This window comes from Intestinimonas massiliensis (ex Afouda et al. 2020) (assembly GCF_001244995.1).
Taxonomy (GTDB): domain Bacteria; phylum Bacillota; class Clostridia; order Oscillospirales; family Oscillospiraceae; genus Intestinimonas; species Intestinimonas massiliensis.
The window spans coordinates 1,575,681-1,595,225 of sequence record NZ_LN869529.1; the positions used below are offsets into that span (position 1 = coordinate 1,575,681).

Annotated in this window: 16 protein-coding genes and 1 riboswitch; all 16 genes read right to left on the reverse strand. The window is 62.0% G+C overall.

Annotated features, from left to right (window positions below; genetic code table 11):
- Positions 1-91: 91 nt before the first annotated feature.
- Positions 92-883, reverse strand: a complete 792-nt coding sequence (locus tag BN2154_RS11470; protein ID WP_050618905.1) for a lysine 5,6-aminomutase subunit beta — start codon at positions 881-883, stop codon at positions 92-94.
- Positions 880-2,442, reverse strand: a complete 1,563-nt coding sequence (locus BN2154_RS11475) for a lysine 5,6-aminomutase subunit alpha (protein WP_050618906.1) — start codon at positions 2,440-2,442, stop codon at positions 880-882. The genes BN2154_RS11470 and BN2154_RS11475 overlap by 4 nt, the downstream gene beginning before the upstream one ends.
- A 68-nt stretch (positions 2,443-2,510) precedes the next feature.
- On the reverse strand, positions 2,511-3,761 hold the full coding sequence (gene ablA, locus BN2154_RS11480; RefSeq protein WP_050618907.1) for a lysine 2,3-aminomutase: 1,251 nt from the start codon (positions 3,759-3,761) through the stop codon (positions 2,511-2,513).
- 117 nt (positions 3,762-3,878) lie between these two features.
- The gene (locus tag BN2154_RS11485) at positions 3,879-4,922 is read right to left on the reverse strand and encodes an L-erythro-3,5-diaminohexanoate dehydrogenase (RefSeq protein WP_050618908.1); all 1,044 of its coding nucleotides are present in this window, start codon (positions 4,920-4,922) and stop codon (positions 3,879-3,881) included.
- A 200-nt stretch (positions 4,923-5,122) separates the two neighbouring features.
- On the reverse strand, positions 5,123-5,941 hold the full coding sequence (locus BN2154_RS11490; protein ID WP_050618909.1) for a 3-keto-5-aminohexanoate cleavage enzyme: 819 nt from the start codon (positions 5,939-5,941) through the stop codon (positions 5,123-5,125).
- A gap of 38 nt (positions 5,942-5,979) precedes the next feature.
- Positions 5,980-6,366: a 3-aminobutyryl-CoA ammonia lyase gene (locus BN2154_RS11495; protein WP_050619624.1), complete on the reverse strand. Its 387-nt coding sequence runs from the start codon at positions 6,364-6,366 to the stop codon at positions 5,980-5,982.
- A gap of 150 nt (positions 6,367-6,516) precedes the next feature.
- A riboswitch (Lysine riboswitch) is annotated at positions 6,517-6,692 on the reverse strand.
- 72 nt (positions 6,693-6,764) lie between these two features.
- The gene (locus BN2154_RS11500) at positions 6,765-8,198 is read right to left on the reverse strand and encodes a lysine 5,6-aminomutase reactivase ATPase KamC (RefSeq protein WP_050618910.1); all 1,434 of its coding nucleotides are present in this window, start codon (positions 8,196-8,198) and stop codon (positions 6,765-6,767) included.
- A gap of 1 nt (position 8,199) precedes the next feature.
- Entirely contained in the window at positions 8,200-9,198 is a 999-nt protein-coding gene (locus BN2154_RS11505; protein WP_050619625.1) for a lysine 5,6-aminomutase reactivase subunit KamB, read from the reverse strand.
- Positions 9,199-9,321: 123 nt separating this feature from the next.
- Complete coding sequence (locus tag BN2154_RS11510; RefSeq protein WP_242853748.1) at positions 9,322-10,038, reverse strand: hypothetical protein; 717 nt, start codon at positions 10,036-10,038, stop codon at positions 9,322-9,324.
- Between the two features lie 109 nt (positions 10,039-10,147).
- The gene (locus BN2154_RS11515; RefSeq protein ID WP_278320037.1) at positions 10,148-11,707 is read right to left on the reverse strand and encodes a recombinase family protein; all 1,560 of its coding nucleotides are present in this window, start codon (positions 11,705-11,707) and stop codon (positions 10,148-10,150) included.
- 386 nt (positions 11,708-12,093) lie between these two features.
- Positions 12,094-13,401 carry a TRAP transporter large permease gene (locus tag BN2154_RS11520; protein ID WP_238074482.1) on the reverse strand — a complete coding sequence of 436 codons (1,308 nt, stop codon included), beginning with the start codon at positions 13,399-13,401 and terminating at the stop codon, positions 12,094-12,096.
- A complete protein-coding gene (locus tag BN2154_RS11525) occupies positions 13,398-13,910 on the reverse strand; it encodes a TRAP transporter small permease (protein ID WP_050618912.1) in 513 nt (170 codons plus the stop codon). The genes BN2154_RS11520 and BN2154_RS11525 overlap by 4 nt, the downstream gene beginning before the upstream one ends.
- Positions 13,911-14,027: 117 nt before the next feature.
- Positions 14,028-15,092: a TRAP transporter substrate-binding protein gene (locus BN2154_RS11530; RefSeq protein WP_094762572.1), complete on the reverse strand. Its 1,065-nt coding sequence runs from the start codon at positions 15,090-15,092 to the stop codon at positions 14,028-14,030.
- 81 nt (positions 15,093-15,173) lie between these two features.
- The gene (locus BN2154_RS11535) at positions 15,174-16,019 is read right to left on the reverse strand and encodes a 3-keto-5-aminohexanoate cleavage enzyme (RefSeq protein ID WP_242853749.1); all 846 of its coding nucleotides are present in this window, start codon (positions 16,017-16,019) and stop codon (positions 15,174-15,176) included.
- A 7-nt stretch (positions 16,020-16,026) separates the two neighbouring features.
- Positions 16,027-17,061, reverse strand: a complete 1,035-nt coding sequence (locus BN2154_RS11540) for an L-erythro-3,5-diaminohexanoate dehydrogenase (protein ID WP_050618913.1) — start codon at positions 17,059-17,061, stop codon at positions 16,027-16,029.
- A gap of 314 nt (positions 17,062-17,375) precedes the next feature.
- Positions 17,376-19,469 (reverse strand): sigma 54-interacting transcriptional regulator, encoded by a 2,094-nt coding sequence (locus BN2154_RS11545; protein ID WP_242853750.1) that lies wholly within the window; start codon positions 19,467-19,469, stop codon positions 17,376-17,378.
- Between the last annotated feature and the right edge of the window lie 76 nt (positions 19,470-19,545).

Genomic DNA, 19,545 nt, shown 5'->3' on the forward strand with positions numbered 1-19,545 from the left:
GCAAAAATTTCAAGAGTGCCGTTCCGCCTGAAGCAACAGCACGCGAAGAGCAGGGCGCACCCCGCGGCACACCCTGCCCCATGGCCTGTTCTTATTCCCGGCCCATGCGCCGGGCCATCTCCTTCACGGCGAAGGTGATGACATCGCCGGCGTAGGTGCCGGCGCCGAAGCCGGCGTCAAAGCCCAGCTCCTTGGCCAGCGCATGGGTGATGCGGGCGCCGCCGCAGCAGACGATCATCTTGTCCCGCACGCCTTCGGCCTCGCACAGCTCGACGAGCTCGGTGAGGTTCTTTACATGCACGTCCTTCTGGGTGACGGTCTGGGACACCAGCAGCACGTCGGCGTGGAGCTCCCGGGCCTTGCGGATGAACTCGTCGTTGGGCACCTGGGAGCCCAGGTTGTAGGCCTCCACCATCTCGTAGCGCTCCAGGCCGTAATGCCCGGCAAAGCCCTTGCGGTTCATGATGGCGTCGATGCCCACGGTGTGGGCGTCGGTGCCGGTGGAGGCGCCCACCACCACTACCTTGCGGCCGATGTGCTCCCGAATGTACTCGTTGGTCTCCTCCATGTCCATGGCCTCGTCGGCCACCGTCATGACCTCGATCTCGTTGTAGTTGACGCTGTGGGTGGTGGCCCCGTAGACCACATAGAAGGTGAAATTCTCATCCAGCTTCTGGCGCAGGGCCACGTTGGGGTCGGGGATGCCCATCTTCTGGGCCAGTTGGACCGCCGCCGCCGCCCCTTTGTCGTCGTCCTTCACCGGCAGGGTGAAGGACATCTGTACCTTGGCGTCGTTCATGGTATCGCCGTAAGGGCGCAGCTTGGTGAGGTCCAGTGTGGTGTCCAGGTCCTTGTCCCTGATCTGATACAGTCCGGAGCTCATTGATCCATTCCCCCTTTCATCATGGGTTCCAGGAAGGGATTCCGATAGCCGGGGGCCTTCTGGAATACGCCCTCCAGCCCCTTGCCGCCGTCCCGGGGCCGCTTGATGTCGGCGAAGATGCCCTTCTCCAGGGTCTCGAAGATGCCCAGCCGCTCGATCTCGGAGAGCAGGTCGGCCGCCTTGTGCAGCACCTGGTCGGCCCGCTGCTGCATAATGCCGCCCTCCTTAAACACGATCTCGCCGCCCAGGTCCTTCATAGTATTGAAAATATACTGGGCGTTCTGGATGGCCAGGAAGCGGTCGGACAGGAAGGGGGTGTGGATGGCCTCGGTCATCATGCCCAGCAGGTGGATCTTCTGGTTGGTGAGGATGGTGACCATGTTGAACAGAGCGTCCTGGACATGGCCCCGGAAGATGTTGCCCGTCATGAACTTGGTGGGGGGCATATACTTCAGGGGGGCCTCCGGGAAGATCTCCCGGGCCATCTCAGCCTGGGCCAGCTCGTAGAGGAAGCCGTTTTCTACGGCGGGGTCGATCTCAAAGGCGTGGCCCAGACCCATCTGGGACTTGGGCAGGCCGGCCCGCAGGGCGAACTGCTCGTTGAGGAGCTGAGAGGCCAGCACGGTGTGGGCCTCCTCCACCGCATCGGCGGTGGTGAGATAATTGTCCTCGCCGGTGTTGATGACCACGCCGGCGTAAGCGTTGATGGCGCGGGAGAAGTTCTGGTCCACCAGGGTGCGCTGCATGTTGATGTCTCGGAACAGGATGCCATACAGGGCGTCGTTGAGCATCACGTCCAGGCCCTCGAAGGCGCCCATGGCGGCGATCTCGGGCATGCACAGGCCGGAGCAGTAGTTGCACACCCGGATGTAGCGGCCCATCTCGGCCCCCACCTGGTCCATGGCCTGGCGCATCAGGCGGAAGTTCTCCTGAGTGGCGTAGGTGCCGCCGAAGCCCTCGGTGGTGGCCCCATAGGGGACGTAGTCCAGCAGAGACTGGCCGGTGGTGCGGATGACGGCGATGACGTCGGCGCCCTGCCGGGCGGCGGCGGTCGCCTGGGTGATGTCCTCATAGATGTTACCGGTGGCCACGATCAGATAGATCCAGGGCCCCTGCTTGTCGCCGTGCTCGGCCAGGAAGTCCTCCCGGCGCTTCCGGCGGGCGGCGATCTTCGCCATGGCCTCCCGGACCACCGGGTCCAGGACCGCCTCGATCTCGGCGCCGCTGTGGGCGGGCAGCGCCGTCAGGTCCAGTTCGCCGGCGGAGACCGCCTCGGCAATTTCCTGGGGCGTCTTGCCGGTGGCCAGCATGGCGTTGCCCACCCAGAAGGCCGCGCCTTGGGGCAGGGCGCTCTTGCCGGTGAGATGCTCCACCACCACGTTGGGCAGGGGCACCTCGAACTCGTTGACCCCGTCGATGCCCAGCAGGCGACACACCGTCCGCTCCACCGCCACGGTGGTGTGGCGGTCGATGAACCGCTGGGTGTCGTCGGCCACCTTGGACGCGTGGGCCCGCGCCTCCTCTACCAGTTCAAAATTCAGGTTCAGTTTTGATTCCAAGGGGTTCCACCTCGTTTCTCTCGTTTCAAGGGAAGGGGACGGGAGCCGCGGCCCCCGCCCCGTTGCTGTCAATGCTGCTCGCGCTTATGCCGCTCCAGGTTGGCGGGCTCCATGGACATCATGTGCCCCTGCTCCAGCGCCGCCACGCCCATCAAGTCCACCTTCCGCTTGCCCGTGCAGACCTCGCAGTGGCAGGTCTCCTCATAGTGCTCGGGCTCGGTGTAGGTGGTGATGACGCCCTCATAGTTGCGCAGGATGACCTTGTGGGGGGCCTGGGAGATGACATAGTTGGGCATCACGGGGGTCTTGCCGCCGCCGCCGGGGGCGTCCACCACAAAGGTGGGCACGCAGAAGCCGGAGGTGTGGCCCCGCAGGGCCTCGATGATCTCGATCCCCTTGGACACCGGGGTGCGGAAGTGCTCCAGGCCCATGCTCAGGTCGCACTGATAGATGTAGTAGGGGCGCACCCGGATCTTCACCAGCTCGTTGACCAGCTTCTTCATCACGTGGACGCAGTCATTGACTCCGGCCAGCAGCACGGACTGGTTGCCCAGAGGAATGCCGGCGTCGGCCAGCCGGGCGCAGGCGGCGGCGGACTCGGCGGTGATCTCGTTGGGATGGTTGAAGTGGGTGTTGAGCCAGATGGGGTGGTACTTCTTCAGCATATCGCACAGCGCGGGGGTGATGCGCTGGGGCAGTACCACCGGGGTGCGGGAGCCGATGCGGACGATCTCCACGTGGGGAATGGCCCGCAGCTCTTTGATGATGTACTCCAGCCGCTCGTCGGAGACCAGCAGAGCGTCGCCGCCGGAGAGCAGCACGTCCCGGACCTCGGGGTGATGGCGGATGTAGTCGATGGCCACGTCGACCTGATCCACCGGCAGGCCGGCGTCGTGCTGGCCGGCGAAGCGGCGGCGGGTACAGTGGCGGCAGTACATGGAGCACTGATCGGTGATGAGCAGCAGCACCCGGTCGGGGTAGCGATGGGTCAGGCCGGGGGCCGGAGAGTCGGCGTCCTCATGGAGGGGGTCCAGCAGGTCGGCCTTGGACTGGTGGAGCTCCGCGGCGGTGGGGACCGCCTGACGGCGGACGGGGTCATAGGGGTCGTCAGGGTCGATGAGGGAGAGGTAGTAGGGGGTGATGGCCATGCGCAGGGTGCCCAGGCAGGCCTTGACGCCCTCTTCCTCCTCGGGGGTCAGGCTGATGTACTTTTTCAGGTCCTCCAGGGTCTCGATCCGGTTGGCCACCTGCCAGTGCCAGTCGTTCCAATCCTCATCAGAGACCTGGGGGAACAGCGCTTTGCGTCTGGATTCGTTCATTCGGTCGCACCGCCTTTCAGAATTCGCGCCTCGGGTAACCGCGGCGGCAGGAAAGAGGGAAGGAACGCCCCGGCGTGTCCCCGCGGACGCCGCCGGTAACGCGCCTTCCCTTGGGTATTATACGTATTTCTCCTCAAACAGCTTGCGCAGCTTGGGATTCTCCCGCAGGACGTTCAGGGTGATGTCGGCATGGTCCTTGGTGTAGCCGTTGCCCACGATCATGGTCACGTCCTTGCCGATGCCCTCGGCCCCCAGGGCCGCCTTGGTGAAGGAGGTGGCCATGGAGAAAAAGTACACCAGGCCGTCGTCCCGGACGGGCAGGATGGCGGACATCTCGCAGCTCTCGATGTTGACGCAGCAGATGGAGATGTCATACTCCTTGCCGCCGTTGACGGCCAGGGCGGCCTCCATGACCTCCACGGGCTTGGTGGCGTCGGCCAGCACGATGTCGGTGTAGACGCCCAGCTCCTTCAAAGCGGGGATCTGCTTCGGGTTGCGGACCACGCCGACCACCTTGCCGTTGGGCCCCACCTTCTTCATAGCCTCGTAGCCACACAGCACGCCGGACTTGCCGTTGGCCCCCAGGATCAGGACGCTGTCGCCCTCCTTGGGCAGCTTGCGGGCCTGGGCGGGAGCGCCGGCCACGTCCAGGGCGGCCAGGGCCAGAGGCTCGGGCATGTCGTCGGGCAGCTTGGCGTAGATGCCGCTTTCAAACAGGATGGCCTGGGCTTCCACATCCACCCGGTCGATGTCCTGATGGACGGCCAGGATCTTATGGATCTTCAAGGGCGTCAGGGACAGGGACACCAGGGAGGCGATGCGGTCGCCCTCCTTCAGGTCAATCTTGCCCTTCAGGTCGTCGCCGATCTTGGCCACGGTGCCCATGAACATGCCGCCGGAGCCGGTGACCGGATTCTGCTGCTTGCCGCGCTCGGCCACGATGGACAGGATCATCTCGCCGATCTTCTGGTCGTCATGGCCGCACACGTCGGCGATCTGGGTGAAGGAGGCGGAGTCCACGTTCAGGGCGGTGACGTTGCAGAGGATCTCGTTGGAGTAGATCTCATCCATGTTGTTGTCGATCTTGTACGCAGCCTGGGTCAGCACGCCTTTGGGTTCGATGACGCGGTGAGTGCCGTACTTATTGCCCTTTTTCTGCATATGTTTTGACCTCCTGTAGATTGAGATTCGGGGACCGGGTATGTGGATTTGGGAATGGTTGTGGGTTGGTTTGGGTTTGGAATTGGGAATGTGGGAATTGGGTTGGGAATGGTTTGGTTTTGGTGCGTTTGGTTTGGGAATCGGAAACGCGGCGGGCGGCGGGTCCCCGTGCAGCTCCCGGCCGCGTTTGGGAACACGGGTTACTTCAGACTGAGAATCCTGCGGGCCTCGTCCGGGGTGGCGATCTCCCGGCCCAGCAGCTTGGCCAGCTCCACCACACGGGCCACCAGCTCGCCGTTGGACTTGGCCAGCACGCCTCTGGACAGGGTCAGCTCGTCCTCGAAGCCCACCCGGACGTTGCCGCCCATGGCGATGGCGGCGGCGGCCATGGTAAAGGCGTGGCGGCCGATGCCGGTGACCGTCCAGGTGGAGCCGGCGGGGATCTGACTGACCAGATAGCACAGGTTGGGTACGGTGGCGGGGGTACAGCCGCCCACGCCCAGCACAAAGTTGAACTGCATGGGTTCGCCGGGCGCCTGCCCCTTCCGGGCCAGGGTCAGAGCGGTGTCCAGATGGCCGATCTCAAAGCATTCGTACTCTGGCTTGATGTGATTTTCCAGCATCCGCTTGCCAAAGGCCCGCAGAGTGGGCATGTCGTTTTGGAATACATCGTCGCCGAAGTTGCAGGTGCCGCAGTCCAGCGTGGCCATCTCGGGCATCAGCTCGGTGGGCTGGAGGCGCTCCTCCGGCGTCATCCCCACGGCGCCGCCGGTGGAGGGGATCAGAATCACACCGGGACAAGCCGCCTGAATGGCGTCCATCACGACCCGGAAGCGCTCCCGGTCCTGGGTGGGGGTGCCGTCGTCCCAGCGGACGTGCACGTGGATAACCGCTGCCCCGGCGTCATAGGCGCTCTTGGCCTCCCGCACCATCTCTTCCAGCGTGTAGGGAACGGCGGGGTTCTGCTCCTTGGTGACCTCCGCGCCGCAGATGGCGGCGGTGATAATCAGCTTTTCCATAGGGTAAACCTCCTTTTCATCGGGCTTGCTTGCGGTGTTCAGCGGGCGATGCGCTGTTTGTCCTTGGGCACCACGCAGGTGCCGGAGGCGCGGCAGACCACGACAGGCTCGGCCAGCTTGTCGGCGGCGGAGTCGCTGATGTCGGGCCGGGGCACGGCCACCTTGCGGGCCTCGAAGACCATCTTGCGGGAGGTGTTGCCCATGTGGGTGATCTCGCCCACCGCCTCGATGAAATCGCCGGCGTAGACGGGCGCCAGAAACTCCACGTTGTCGTAGGCGCAGAACAGGCCCTCGTCGCCGTCACTGATGATGAGCAATTCAGTGGCCACGTCGCCGAACAGATGGAGCATGTGGGCCCCGTCCACCAGATTGCCGCCGTAGTGAGCGTCCTCCGCCCCCATACGGACCCGGATCATGGATGTCATTTTTTCCATCGTCAATACCCCCTAAAAAATTTTCCATACGGTTCCCCAAAAAACATCAAGCGCCGCCCGTCCTGCCCCGAAAGGGAGCAAAACGAACAGCGCTCCATGCAAACAACAAAACGCTATTTATGCCTGACGGTCACCCGACAGAACATAAATAGCGCTTCATGTTTCCATGACAATCCGTGCGCACTGGGCCCACGTCTCAGGAGAGGCTCGGGACAGCTCCCCCCTCCTTCGGCGGCGGTCCCATTCCCAGCGCGCATCGGGCCTGACCGCCCTTTGCATCGCGCCGGTACCTGAACTGCCGCGCCTCTATTCACACAATATTTTGTTATACCACTCTAATAATATAGGCACTTTAACTAAATATTATTATAGCACCGGCCGTCAGTTTGTCAACTATTTTCTTCAAAGATTTTCATCCATTCTTCGTCCAGATCCAGCAGGCGGCACACCCGCAGGGCGTCCCGGGGACAGGGCGCACCGGGCGGCGCGGCCAGCAGGCGGTAATCCATAAGCCGGGACAGCCGGTCCAGCGGGGCCTCCCCCGCCCGGAAGGCGGCGGTATCCAGGGCGGCAAGACCTGCCACCTGGTAATGCCGCCGGGCGGCATCGGACACGCCGTCGTAATGGGTGGTCATCATGGCCACGCAGTTGAGCCCGCCCAGATATTCCACCAGCGCCCGGGCCAGGGCCGCCCCCTCCCGGGGATTGGTGCCCCGGGCGAACTCGTCCAGCGCCACAAAGAAGAACTTCCCCTTCTCCCGCCGCAGCAGGTCCCCCAGCGCGGCCACCTCGGCCCCGAAGGAGCTGAGGCCCTGCTCCACCGACTGCCGGTCGGTGCAGATAAGGCTCACCGAATCGAACAGGGGAGCGGTCATTTCCCGGGCAAAGACAAAAAAGCCGGTCTGGAGCAGCAGCAGGTTCAGGGTGACGCTCTTGAGGGAGACGCTCTTGCCCCCCATGTTGGCCCCTGTGATGACAGTGGTCCCCTTCTCCAGTGTGATGGACACCGGAATAAAGGCCCCGCCCCGCTCCTTCAGGTGGTCGGCCACCTCGGGATGGACCATGTCGAACGCCTCTACCTCCGGCACGGCGGACAGCCGGGGCCGGACGCAGCCGAACCGCCGGGCCAGCCGGGCCTTGGCCAGCGTCAGGTCCAGGCGGCCGATGGCGTCCATGGCGGCAAAAAAGCCTGCTTTCTCCCGCAGCAGGGCGGCCGTCAGCCGCCGCCGGGCGGCCAGCTCCGCCTTGTCCTCCTCCAGCACCAGCTCCCGCCGCCGGGCCAGCAGGGCTTCCCGGGCCTCCCCCTCCGCGCTCCGCAGCTCCCGCTCCACCTGAAGCTTATCCGCCCGGATGCGCTCCAGGGCCGGGTCAAAGGCGTTCTCCACCGAGAAGGGGGGCAGCCGCCGCCCGCTGGGGTCCAGCAGGTCCAGCAGCCCCGTCATGGGGCGCAGCTCCAGCCCCTCCAGCCGCGGGAAGCGGCCGTACTCCTCCGCCAGGCGTTCCAGATAGAGCAGGAAGTGTTTGACCTCGAAGAGCTCCACCTCGTCCATGGGGGAATTGGAGGGGCGCTGGAAGGAGTTTTTGATGTCGTGGAACTCCGACAGCAGATGGACGACGTTCTCCACCGCCGGCGCACCCTGCTCCATCCACGCCAGCAAAGCGTCCACCCGGCCCAGCTCCGCCTCCAGCGCCCCCTCCTCGCCGGGCCCGTACCAGCGGGGGGTCCGGGCCAGAGCGCGGCCGAAGGGAGAAGCCGGCTCCAGCCGGGCCATGACCCAGAGGTAGCCGGTATCCTCCTTGAGTTGTTGATCGAGCTTTACCATGTCATACCTCCCTCACGTCCACCACCGGGACCTCTACCGCCGCCCGCAGGGCGGACAGGAGCTCCTCCCGGTCCAGGTGCTTGCCGTAGGCCGACCAGGGGTTGGCGCACACGGCGGCGATGGTCAGCCGCCGCGCCGCTTGCAGAGACCCGCCGCCCCGGAAAAAGGCGGCGGTGCTGCTCCGGTCCGCCAGAAAATGAGTGGCGTCTGGAGCGGCCACCACCGTGGGAGCCCCCCGCCGGGCCAGGGTGCGGAGCATGGGACTGGTGACGCCTCCCGCCACCCAGAGCACGCACTTCTCCCGGGGCAGCGCCCCCCACAGGGGCTGGCCGCTATCCTCCCGCTCCAGGGGCAGCCGCTCTCCCTCCGGCGTAAAGAGGGCAAAGCGCTCCTGTTCCGCCGCCAGAGCCGCCCGGAGGCCGGGTTCCTCCGGCTCCGGCGCGGCGAACAGGGCGCAGGTGTGGGCCGTCTCGGCGGCGATGACCGCCGCCCCGCCGTCCATGGAGGCGCCTACGCACAGAATGGCACAGCCGCCCGGTTCCGCCCCCGCCAGGGATTTCCGCCCGGCGGCTCCATCGATCAGCACCCGGTCGGCTCCCAGCTCCCGGAAGGTCCCGGCCAGGGGGGCCAGTTGCGCCACCGCCGAGGGGCCCGCCAGTTGGATGTATCCGTCGGACAGGGCGCGGAACACCGCCACCGGGCCCAATGGGGTCATCACGCCAGTAACCCGGTCCACCTCCACCGTAGCGTCGCATAGGGGCAGCAGCCCACGGGCCGTGGCGAACAGCGTACCCGCCGGGACCCAGATCTCCGGCTTTTCCGTCCCCGTCACCACGTCGGTCCGCTCCCCATCCCGACCCACCGAAGTCATGGCCAGGGTCTCCCCCTCCAGCTCCCGGATGAGCCGACACAGCGCGGTGGTCTTACCGGCATTCTTGCACAAACCGATGACAGTCACCGGCGAGGCGTCCCCCACCAGGGGGGCCAGCAGCGGCTTCACGGCCCTCTCCCCTTCCCGCATTGCAGATTCCATAGCGCCATTATAGGGGCTCAGCCTGGGAAATGTCAATGGGGCGGCCGGCTGAACCGGCCCGCCCCATTGACGCGCTTGCCCGGAAAAATTTCAGCTTTCCTTCAAGATTTCCCCGGCAATCCGGTCGGCCATCCGGCCCACCCGTTCGAAATCCACATAGGGGTTGTAGAGGGCCTCCAGCTCGTCGTGCATGGCCTTGGCCTGGGCCAGAGAGTCCACCGCCTCCTCCGTCAGGGCGGCGGACACCTTCCGCGAAAAGCGCAGCCGCGCCCTGTTCCGGCGCACCGCCTCGGCGTCCGCCATGGCGTCCAGCCGGATGCGGCGGTAGGGCCGCTTTTCGTAGGGCAGGGCCGGAGAGCTGGTCACGAAGGCCAGCGACAGCCCCGGGAGGAGCAGATGCTCCAGCCGGTCGGGGGCCATGGGGGAGACGCAGGCCACCGCGTCGTGGCCCGCCGCCACCGCCCCGGAGAGCAGGTGGGTCAGCATCACATGGGCCAGCCCGTAACTGTCCGCCAGCTCGTAAACCCGTTTACATAACTTATCCACTGTATCAAATTCCGCCAGAAGCCCCCGGTGCGTTACCGCCGAGAGGAACCGCTGCTTCACCTGCCCGGCGCCCTCCCCCGTCTTTTTGATTTCCCGGGACAGGATGCCCTTGCTCCGCTTGGCAATCTTGGCCTCTACCTGCGGCGAAATCACGATGGATCGCACATCCTCCGCGATCTCCTCCGCCGCGCCCAGGCAGCGGTAGGCCCGCTGGTAGCACGCCGGATAACCGCCCATGCAGGACAGGATTTCCGCGCGCACATCCCCCAGGGCTTTTTTATCATAACAGTCTCCAATGTTAACATAAGATTCAACTACCCCGGGGTATTTAGGCTCCACCACATGGGCCTCGGCAACCGAAGGACACTTGTTAAAATTTCCAGGTAATCCGAATCTCCTGGCGTCCGGTGGCCGGGTCCCGCTCGCCAATCTCGATCTTTTCCACCAGAGCGACCACCAGCTCCCGAGGCACGGTCTCCAACTGCAGCAGCTCCCGCATCCGGTCCATAATGCTGGCCTGGTCCACCGGGTATGTCCGTTTGTTCAGCTCCTCACCGTTTTGAGCCAGCCGACGCTCCAGGCGCCCTTTTTCCATCTGAAGGTCCCGGTTTAGCTCCACAAACTGCCCCTCGCTGAGTACGCCAGAGATTTTATCCAGGTACAGATTTTTTAACGCCTGGCTCCGCTTTTCCAGTTGGGCTTTCAGCGCTTTCTGCTCCTGCTCCAGAGCCTCTCTGCGGGTGTCCCGCGGCGGAGGCACATTCAGTTCCTCCAGCGGACAGCAGCTTTGAACATAGTGGCGGATGCGTTCGGAAACCTGCTCGATCAGTTGATCCAGACGGATGGAGTGCCGGGTGCAGCGCTTCTCCCTTCCACTGTCTGCATACAGCTTGCAGCGGAGGTAGGACACCCTGGGCCGCCCCTGCTGACAGTTGGTGGTCTTGCTCATGGTGCTGCCGCAGTCCATGCACTTCACCAGCCCGGACAGCAGGTGGGCTTCTCCGGTACCGTCGGCCTTGGAGCGCAGCTTCAGGCTTCTCTGTACTGCGCGGAAGGTCTCCCGGTCAATGATGGCCTCATGGGTCCCCTCTACCCGATACCACTGATCTTCGGGAACCGGGAGCATCGTCTTGGATTTGTAGCTCGCCTTTTTCCGTCGGCCCTGGAGCATCACCCCTGTGTACATCTCGTTGTGGAGCATCCTCCAGATGGTGGTCTTGTTCCAGAGGCCATACTGGTTGGAGCCCGGGGGACCAGCGGTCCACCCCCGCTCCAGCTTATACCGGGCCGGGTTCGGGATGCCCCGGTCGTTGAGCATCCGGGCGATCTCCTGTTTCCCGCGGCCCTCCAGGGACCACTGGAAGATCTGACGCACCACTTGAGCGGCCTGCGCTTCCACAATCAGATGATTGTGGTCTTTCGGGTCCTTCTGATAGCCGTAGATGGGGAACGCTCCGATATACTGCCCCTGCCGCCGCTTCAGGTCAAAGACCATGCGGATGTTTTCCGACAGGTCCTCCAGATACCACTCGTTCACCAGGCCGTTGATCTGCCGGGCCTTTTTGGTGCCCTTCACCTCCGTGTCAACGTTGTCCGCCACCGCAATAAAGCGGACGCCCCAGATGGGGAACAGGCCATGGATGTACTTTTCCACCAACTCCATATCCCGGGTGAACCGGGATTGGCTCTTGCAGAGGAGAATTTGGAACTTTTTCTCCCTGGCCGCCCCAATCATCCGGTTGAAGTCGGGCCGCAGGCTGTCGGCCCCGGAATAATCCTCGTCGCAGTAGATGTGGTAGATATCCCAGCCACGCTCCACAGCGTAGCTCACCAGCAGAGATTTTTGATTTTGGATACTCTCGGACTCTGTTTTGTATTTGTCCTCATCCTCTTTGCTCAATCGTGCATAAATGGCGCAGAGAATGTGCAGCCCTCCCCTCTAAAGGCGCAGCTACGCCCCTCCCCCCGGCACGCAGAGCTGCCGCCCAGCCGAAAATCATTTAAGTCCCCCCGCCGTTCAAACGTGGCGCCGGGCTCATTTGCAGAGTTCTTTTGTGAGCCAGGCCACCACCGCCCGGCGGACCGCTTTCCCGTCTGGTTCTTTGGGGGACAGGAGCTTCTCCGTTAGGATAATTGTGGATTTCCGCATAAAATCGCCTCCGGTTCAGGATATGCTTACCGGGGCGGCGGATATGAAACAGAAGCGTCCGCTACTTTGGCGGATAAAGTCGAATTGATCGGCGCGCTGATCGGTATGAGAACTGTGTGAGGCCCGGGCTGACCGAAGTCAGTCCGGGCCTCACACCGTTGTTGGGCTTATACAAACATCAGGGAGAGGGAGGGAATATACGTTAGAATCATCAGCAGTACGATGGACACCAGGAAGAAGGGCACAATCCACTTGAACATGCTCTCCATCTTGATCTTAGCCACAGCCGCACCGACAAACAGGTTGCATCCATAAGGCGGAGTGCACAGGCCAAAGGCCAGATTGACCGCCATGACAACGGCAAAGTGGATGGGATTGATGCCGAAGGTCTGAAGCGTAGGCAGCAGCATGGGGGCCATAATGATAATGGCGGGTACCGTGTCCAAGAAGCAACCAATGACCAGCAGGATCGCATTGATGACCAACAGAACGACGGCGGGGTTGTCGGACACGTTGGACAGGAAGGTGGTGATGGCCTGGGGCACCTGCTCGAAGGTCATAAAGGTGGAAAACACGGTGGAGTAACCCAGCAGGAAGGAAGTTGCCCCGTTGAGCACCGCAGCGCCCACCAGAGTCTCGTAGAGGGACTTCCAGTCCATATCCTTGTAGACAAAGATGGAGACGATGACCGAATAGACCACGGAGACGGCGGCGGCCTCTGTGGGGGTAAAAATGCCGGAGTAGATGCCGCCCAGAATAATGACTGGGGACAGCAGAGCCCAGAACCCGTCCTTGGTGGCCTTGCCCAGCCGCTTCAGTCGGGCCACAAGGGCCTCCTTAAGGGGCTTTTTCTCGTCGGAGCGGACAGGCAGGTCGGTACCTGTGCGCTTGCAGATGATGATATTGACCACCAGGAAGGTCAGACCGATGATGATACCGGGGAGGATACCCGCCTTGAACAGATCCGGCACCGAGGTTTTGGTGGTGGCGCCATAGAGGACAAAGGACAGGGAGGGCGGGATGATGGGGCCCACGGTGCCGCCGAAGCACACCAGAGTGGCGGCATAGGAGGGATCGTAGCCCCGCTTTTTCATCTCAGGGATCATCATGCCGCCGATGGCGGCGGTGGTGGCCATGCCGGAGCCGGACAGGGCGCCGAAAAACATACACGCCAGCATGGATACGCAGCCCAGGGCTCCGGTGAGAAAATCGACCAGAGCCGAGGCAAATTCCACGATCCGCTTGGCGATGCCTCCGGTGGAGATCACCGACCCGGCCAGCATGAAGAACGGGATGGCCATGACGGTAAAGGAGAAGATGCCGGAATAGCAGTACTGGGCGTTGACCACCATGTTCAGATCCGAGCAGTAGAACATAGCGACCATGGTGGCGCCGCCGATGGCAAAGCCCACGGGCACACCGATCATCAGCAAGAGCACCAGGAGCACCAGCAGGACAATCAAAGCGGTATTCACTGCGCCTCGCCTCCTTCCGATTCCTCCGGACGTCCCTTCGCCAAGAAGACGACGGAATCCTTGATGCTGGCCAGGCAGCGGATGGTCATCAGGGTACAGCCCACCACCACCGCCAGGTAGCCCCAGGAGGTGCTGATTTTGATGCCGGCATAGGGAGAGGTCCACTGGCTGATGACCAGGGACACACCGTAGTACAGCGTGACGACACAGATGGCGATCACGACGAGGTCGGACAGGATGTTGAAAACCTGGGCCGCCCGGAAGGGCAGGTGGTCGGTGAGCATGGTGATCTTGATGTGCTCCCCCTTCCGCTGTGCAATGCTGATGCCAAGCCAGGAGATCCAGACGAAGAGGAACTTGCCCAGCTCCTCGGACCAGTACAGGGAATTGCCGGTCTTGCGCATAATCACCTGCACAAAAATAATGAGCACCATCGCCGAGAACATGGCCACCAGGACCACTTCCTCCACGCGGTTGAGCACATCAACGATGCGATTGGTCTTTTTCATAGTCAGCCAGGATGTATTCTAAAAATACATCGCGCCCTCCTTTTCTCACTTTTTAAGCGGCGGACCGACTGGAGGAGCCGGTCCGCCCTGAGGCAGTTTGGGATCTTTTCCGGGGACTTACTGGGGCACGGTGGCCAGCCAGAGATCCATCATCTCGTCGCCGACCTTCGCGCGCCACTTGTCGTATACGGGCTGGACAGCCGCCTTGAAGGCGGCGACCTCTTCGTCGGTCAGCTCTTCCACGGTGGCGCCCTCGTCCTTGAAGCGCTGGATATAATCCATCTCGTTGGCGCGCTCCTCGTCACGCTGCTGCTTGCAGGCCAGCGTGACGGCCTCCTGGATCAGAGCCTGGTCCTCGGCGGACAGGGACTTGAACCAGTCCAGCGAGCAGATGATGGGGAACGGGGAGCTGGCGTGGTTGGTCAGGGTGATGTAGGGAGCGATCTCATGCAGGGAGAAGTCGTTGAACACGCCCAGGGAGTGGTCCAGAGCCTCGATGGTACCGGTGGACAGAGAGGTAATGACCTCGCCCCAGGACATCGGCGTGGGGGCGGCGCCCATGGCGTTCCACATCTCAATGTTCAGCTCGTCCTGGGCGATACGGATCTTCTGGCCGTGGAGGTCGTCGGAGTTGTGGTAGCAGCCGGTGCGGCTGATAACCTGACGCATGCCGTTGTAGTACATGCCCAGGCAGTAGTAGCCCGCGTCAGCGATGGTCTCGTTGAACAGCTCCAGACCGCCGTTTTCGAAGGTGCCCTTCTCCCAGTCTTCATAGGTGGGGTACAGGAAGGGCAGGTCCACACAACTGGACGCCGCGCCGGTGACGGAACTCACCACGGAGGACAGGTCAAACTCCATCGTCAGGGTGCCCAGCTTGACGCCGGCGACCATGTCGGGGGAATCGCCCAGTTGTCCGTCGGGATAGACCTCCACCTTGAAGCGGCCAGGCGCCTTTTCCTCCAGGTATTCGCCGATCCACACGCTCCAGACGTGGGTAGACCGGGTGGACGAGTCGGTATGGCCGATTTTGATCACGATGGGGTCAGACGTGGTTTCCGACCCGCCGGACTGGCTGCTGGAGGGGGCGGGAGAGCTGCCGCCGGAGGTGCTGGGACGACTGCAGGAGGACAGCAGAGTGAAGCAAAGTGCTGCGCTCAGTGCGAGGGCAATCCATTTTTTCATTTTCATCGTATTCTCCTCTCATTCGTTCACATGGTGGATGTATTTTCTGTTCCCAGCGGTCCCCTGACCGCAAAACAGACCTCATTTGCGCAGGCCCAGAATGCCGCGGGCCTCGGCGGGAGTGGCCACGGGCCGGCCCAGGAGGGCGGCCAGATCCGCCACCTTTTTCACCAACTCGCCGTTGCTCTTAGCCAGGACCCCCTTGGACAGATAGAGGTTGTCCTCGAAGCCCACCCGGACGTTGCCGCCCATGGCGATGGCCGGGGCGGCCAGCTCAAAGGCGGCTCTGCCGATGCCCGTGGCGGTCCAGGTGGAGCCGGCGGGGATGGACCGGACCAGCCAGTCCAGGTTCCCGGCGGTAGCCGGAGTGCAGCCCGCCACACCCAGCACAAAGTTGAACTGCATGGGCGCGCCGGGTACCAGGCCCTTGTTTGCCAGCTTCAGGATGGTGTCTACATGCCCCATCTCAAAGCACTCGTATTCCGGCTTGATCTGGTTTTCCAGCATCCGCTTGCCAAAGGCCCGCAGGATGGGGAGGTCATTGACAAATACGTCGTCCCCGAAGTTGCAGGTGCCGCAGTCCAGCGTGGCCATCTCGGGCATCAGCTCGGTGGGCTGGAGCCGCTCCTCCGGCGTCATCCCCACGGCGCCGCCGGTGGAGGGGATCAGGATCACACCGGGACAAGCCGCCTGAATGGCGTCCATCACGACCCGGAAGCGCTCCCGGTCCTGGGTGGGGGTGCCGTCGTCCCAGCGGACGTGCACGTGGATAACCGCCGCGCCGGCGTCATAGGCGCTCTTGGCCTCCCGCACCATCTCTTCCAGCGTGTAGGGAACGGCGGGGTTCTGCTCCTTGGTGACCTCCGCGCCGCAGATGGCGGCGGGGATAATCAGCTTTTCCGTTTTAATCGACTCCTTTTGAAACAACTGACGCTTATCTGCAATACCGCTCGGTGAAATAACGGCGCAGCTTCTCCTCCCGACGGACGATGTCAAAGGCGATCTCCGCATGGCCGGGGTAGTAGCCGTTGCCGATCAGCATCGGCACATGCTTTTCCACTCCCTCGGCGCCCAGCGAGGCTTTGACAAAGTCGGTGCTCATGCTGAAAAAGTAGATCATGCCGTTGTCGTCCGTGACCAGGATGGTGGAGAGCTCCGTGTCCGACACGCTGACGGTGCTGACCGTGAAATCGGATAATTTCCCATTCAATGCGCGGGTATATGCCTCGTAGGTTTCCAGGGGCTTCTGACCGTTGACCTGGAGCACCACATCGGCGATGCCAAGGCCGCGCACCACCTCGCACTGCTCGGCGGAATACTCCAGACACACGACCTTCCCCGTGGGAGACACGCGCTTCTTGGCCTCCGCCAGGCACAGAAGCCCCGCCTTGCCCGCACCCATGACGACCACGGTATCGCCCGCCTTGGCATGAATGGCGACCTGTGCGGGCGCCCCCGCCACATCCATCAGCGCAAGACTGAGCTTATCTCCCAGGTCCTCCGGCAGCTTGGTGTAGATCCCGGTCTCAAACAGCACCGCGTCCGCCTTGCAGTAGACCTGTTCTGTGTCGACGTCGATGTCGGTGATTTCATAGATTTTCAGGGGCGTCAGGGACAGGGAAACCAATGTGGCGATTTTGTCGCCCACCTTTACGCCGGCACTTTCTTTCAAATCGGCGCCGATTTCTTTGACCCGTCCGATGAGAATTCCACCGGATTTGCTCACCGGGTCCTGGAACTTGCCGCGCTCTTCGACAATCTCCAGAATGGCAGCGGCGATTTTTGTCTTGTCGCCGCCGCACTCGCGCTTGATGCGGCCAAAGGCGGTGGCGGTGGGTTGAAGAGCAATGACGTCGATCAAGATCTCGTTGGTGCAGATCGCGGGATCATTGTTGATTTTCTCTGCAGCCTGAGGCAGCAGGCCGGTGGGAAAAATAACGCGGTGACTACCGTATTTATCCCCTCTCATGGAACAATCCTCCTTGACATAGAGCTCGTATTTCAGGAAATCCTGTGCCCTTTTATTTTGCAAGCTGTATGCCAATTTTGTTTTCAAAGGAAACTTTCACAGAAAAACCATCCGTCAGAGGGGCGCATCTGCGCGAGGCGGTGGGGGCGGGCTTTGTACGACGGGTACTCCGGCCCAGTTAAAGTCGAGAGGGTGGAGAATTTTTGCTGCAAAATATGCTCTTTGCAAACTTTGGATTCCACAATTCTTCCAAAAAGCGATCCAAAAATAAATCAATGATTTAAATTTGTATCGGTTTTTGATTCATATTTGTATCACTCCTGCGTCGAGTCGCTGCTGATTCCATAGAATTTCAGCTTGCGGACCACCGACGGCTGGCTGATGCCGAGCAGGCTGGCAATTTTGCGGGTGGAGCCGTATTTCTCTTTATACACCCTGAGGATCGACTCCTCGTGCCGTGCCAAGATTTCCTTGAGGGACCCACGCTCGACGGGCTCGGAAGGCCGGGGAAGATCCGGCCCCTGTTCCGCCGGATTCGGTCCGCTGCTCTGGTCGCAGGACATGGCGGTCAGCACATCCCGGACCTCGATGATCTGATAGTCGGCGGTAATCATCAGCCGCTGGATCAGATTCTGAAGCTCGCGGATGTTTCCCCGAAACGGCTGATTTTCCAGGAACTCCAGGGTCTTCACGCTCAGGACCTTATTGAGCGCGAACTCCCGGTTGTACCGCTCTACAAAGTGCTTTGCCAACGGGCCGATGTCCATGCGGCGCTGGCGAAGGGGGGGCACCGTGATGGGATAGACATTGAGCCGATAATAGAGGTCCTCACGGAAGGTGCCCTGGCGCACCATGGCGGACAAATCCCGATTGGTGGCCGCGATGATGCGGACGTCCACCTTGATGGGGGCCACCCCGCCCACCCGTACGATCTCTTTTTCCTGTATGACCCGCAGCAGCTTGGCCTGAAAAGACAGAGGCAGCTCGCCCACCTCGTCCAAAAACAGCGTCCCACTCTGGGCCGCCTCCCATAATCCAATTTTGCCTTTTGCATTTGCGCCGGTAAAGGAGCCCTTTTCATAGCCGAACAGCTCGGATTCCAGAAGATTCTCCGGGATGGCGGCGCAGTTGATTTTAATCATGGGAAAGGTTTTTCGCTCGCTGTTTTGGTGGATGATGCGGGCGATAATCTCCTTGCCGACGCCGGATTCACCGTAGATCATCACATTGGAGGTATAGCGGGACACCTTCAGCGCTTGCCGCAGAGTGGCTTTGGACTGGCTGCTGCGGAAGATATAGCCGTTGGCGTTTGCAACGTGGGTATCGTCCCTTGTTTCGCTGTGCTCCTCATGCTCCACGAGCACATGGTGCCGCCGTGCCTCGCCAAATTGCTGCTGGATCGCCTTTTGCATCTGTGGGAAGCGGCGCAGCAGGCCCAGGGTATACTCGGCATGCCCCTCCATAAATCCGGCATAGGGGATGATGTGTACCTGTTTGCCGATCCCCTCTGCCGTCAGCCCGGTGAACTTATAGTCGCACCCAAGGGTGGCAAAGTAAAGAATGCCCCGGGGCTTGACCGCCACCAGAGCGGCAATCTCCGTGTTGACTGAATTGATACAGTTGATGACCACGTCAAACTGCTGGGCGACCGCACTTTCCCGGCCGGAGCAGAAGCCTTCGATGTCTGTGGCGTCCAGCGCCAGCACCTCGTCGTATACACCGTACCGCTCTAACATCTGCCGGTGATTTTCGTTTCGGACAATGCCCACCAGCCGGCCGCTGGATTTCATCTTATCGCGGGCGGCATAGCCGCAGAGCAAGCCGCTCCGCCCACCGGCGCCCAGGACCAGAACGGACTGCCCCGGCTCCACGATCCTGTGGGTACACGCGGACACGCCGGCCTCATCCATGGCGGAGATGACCACCTGCAGAGGGATATCTGGGGGGCGCTTCACCACCGGAGAACTGGCGTACAGGATGGCGCGCCCCTCCACCGTCAACTGGGCACACGCATAGTCTACACATAAAATCCGGTCGAGCTTCAGAGGGGTGATCGATAGGGACGCCAGGGAAATAATCTCGTCACCGGGAGCCAAGCCATACAAATTGGGGTATTCTGAGCCCATTTGGGCCACCTTGCCGTAGAGCATCCCACCCGTGTTGGTGACTGGATTATGGAGCTTGCCCCGCTCCTGAATGATCTCCATGACCCGCTGGCACAGCAGGGTGTCGTTGTCACCGGTCTCATCCCAAATCTCGTTGAAGCTGACCAGGTTGATGCTGACGATCTTGACGTCGATCAGCAATTCATCCGGGCGCAGCTCGGTGGTGTTGTCGATTCTCCATGCCTGCTGGGGCAGGGAGTGGGCAGGTTCCATGGAACGACCAATGCCGAAGGTATCCATCATCGTTTTTCTCCTCCAAGCGCGTATCTCTCTTGTTTCCGGCCATTCTCTATTGTATTCTATTTGTGTACAGCTTCAA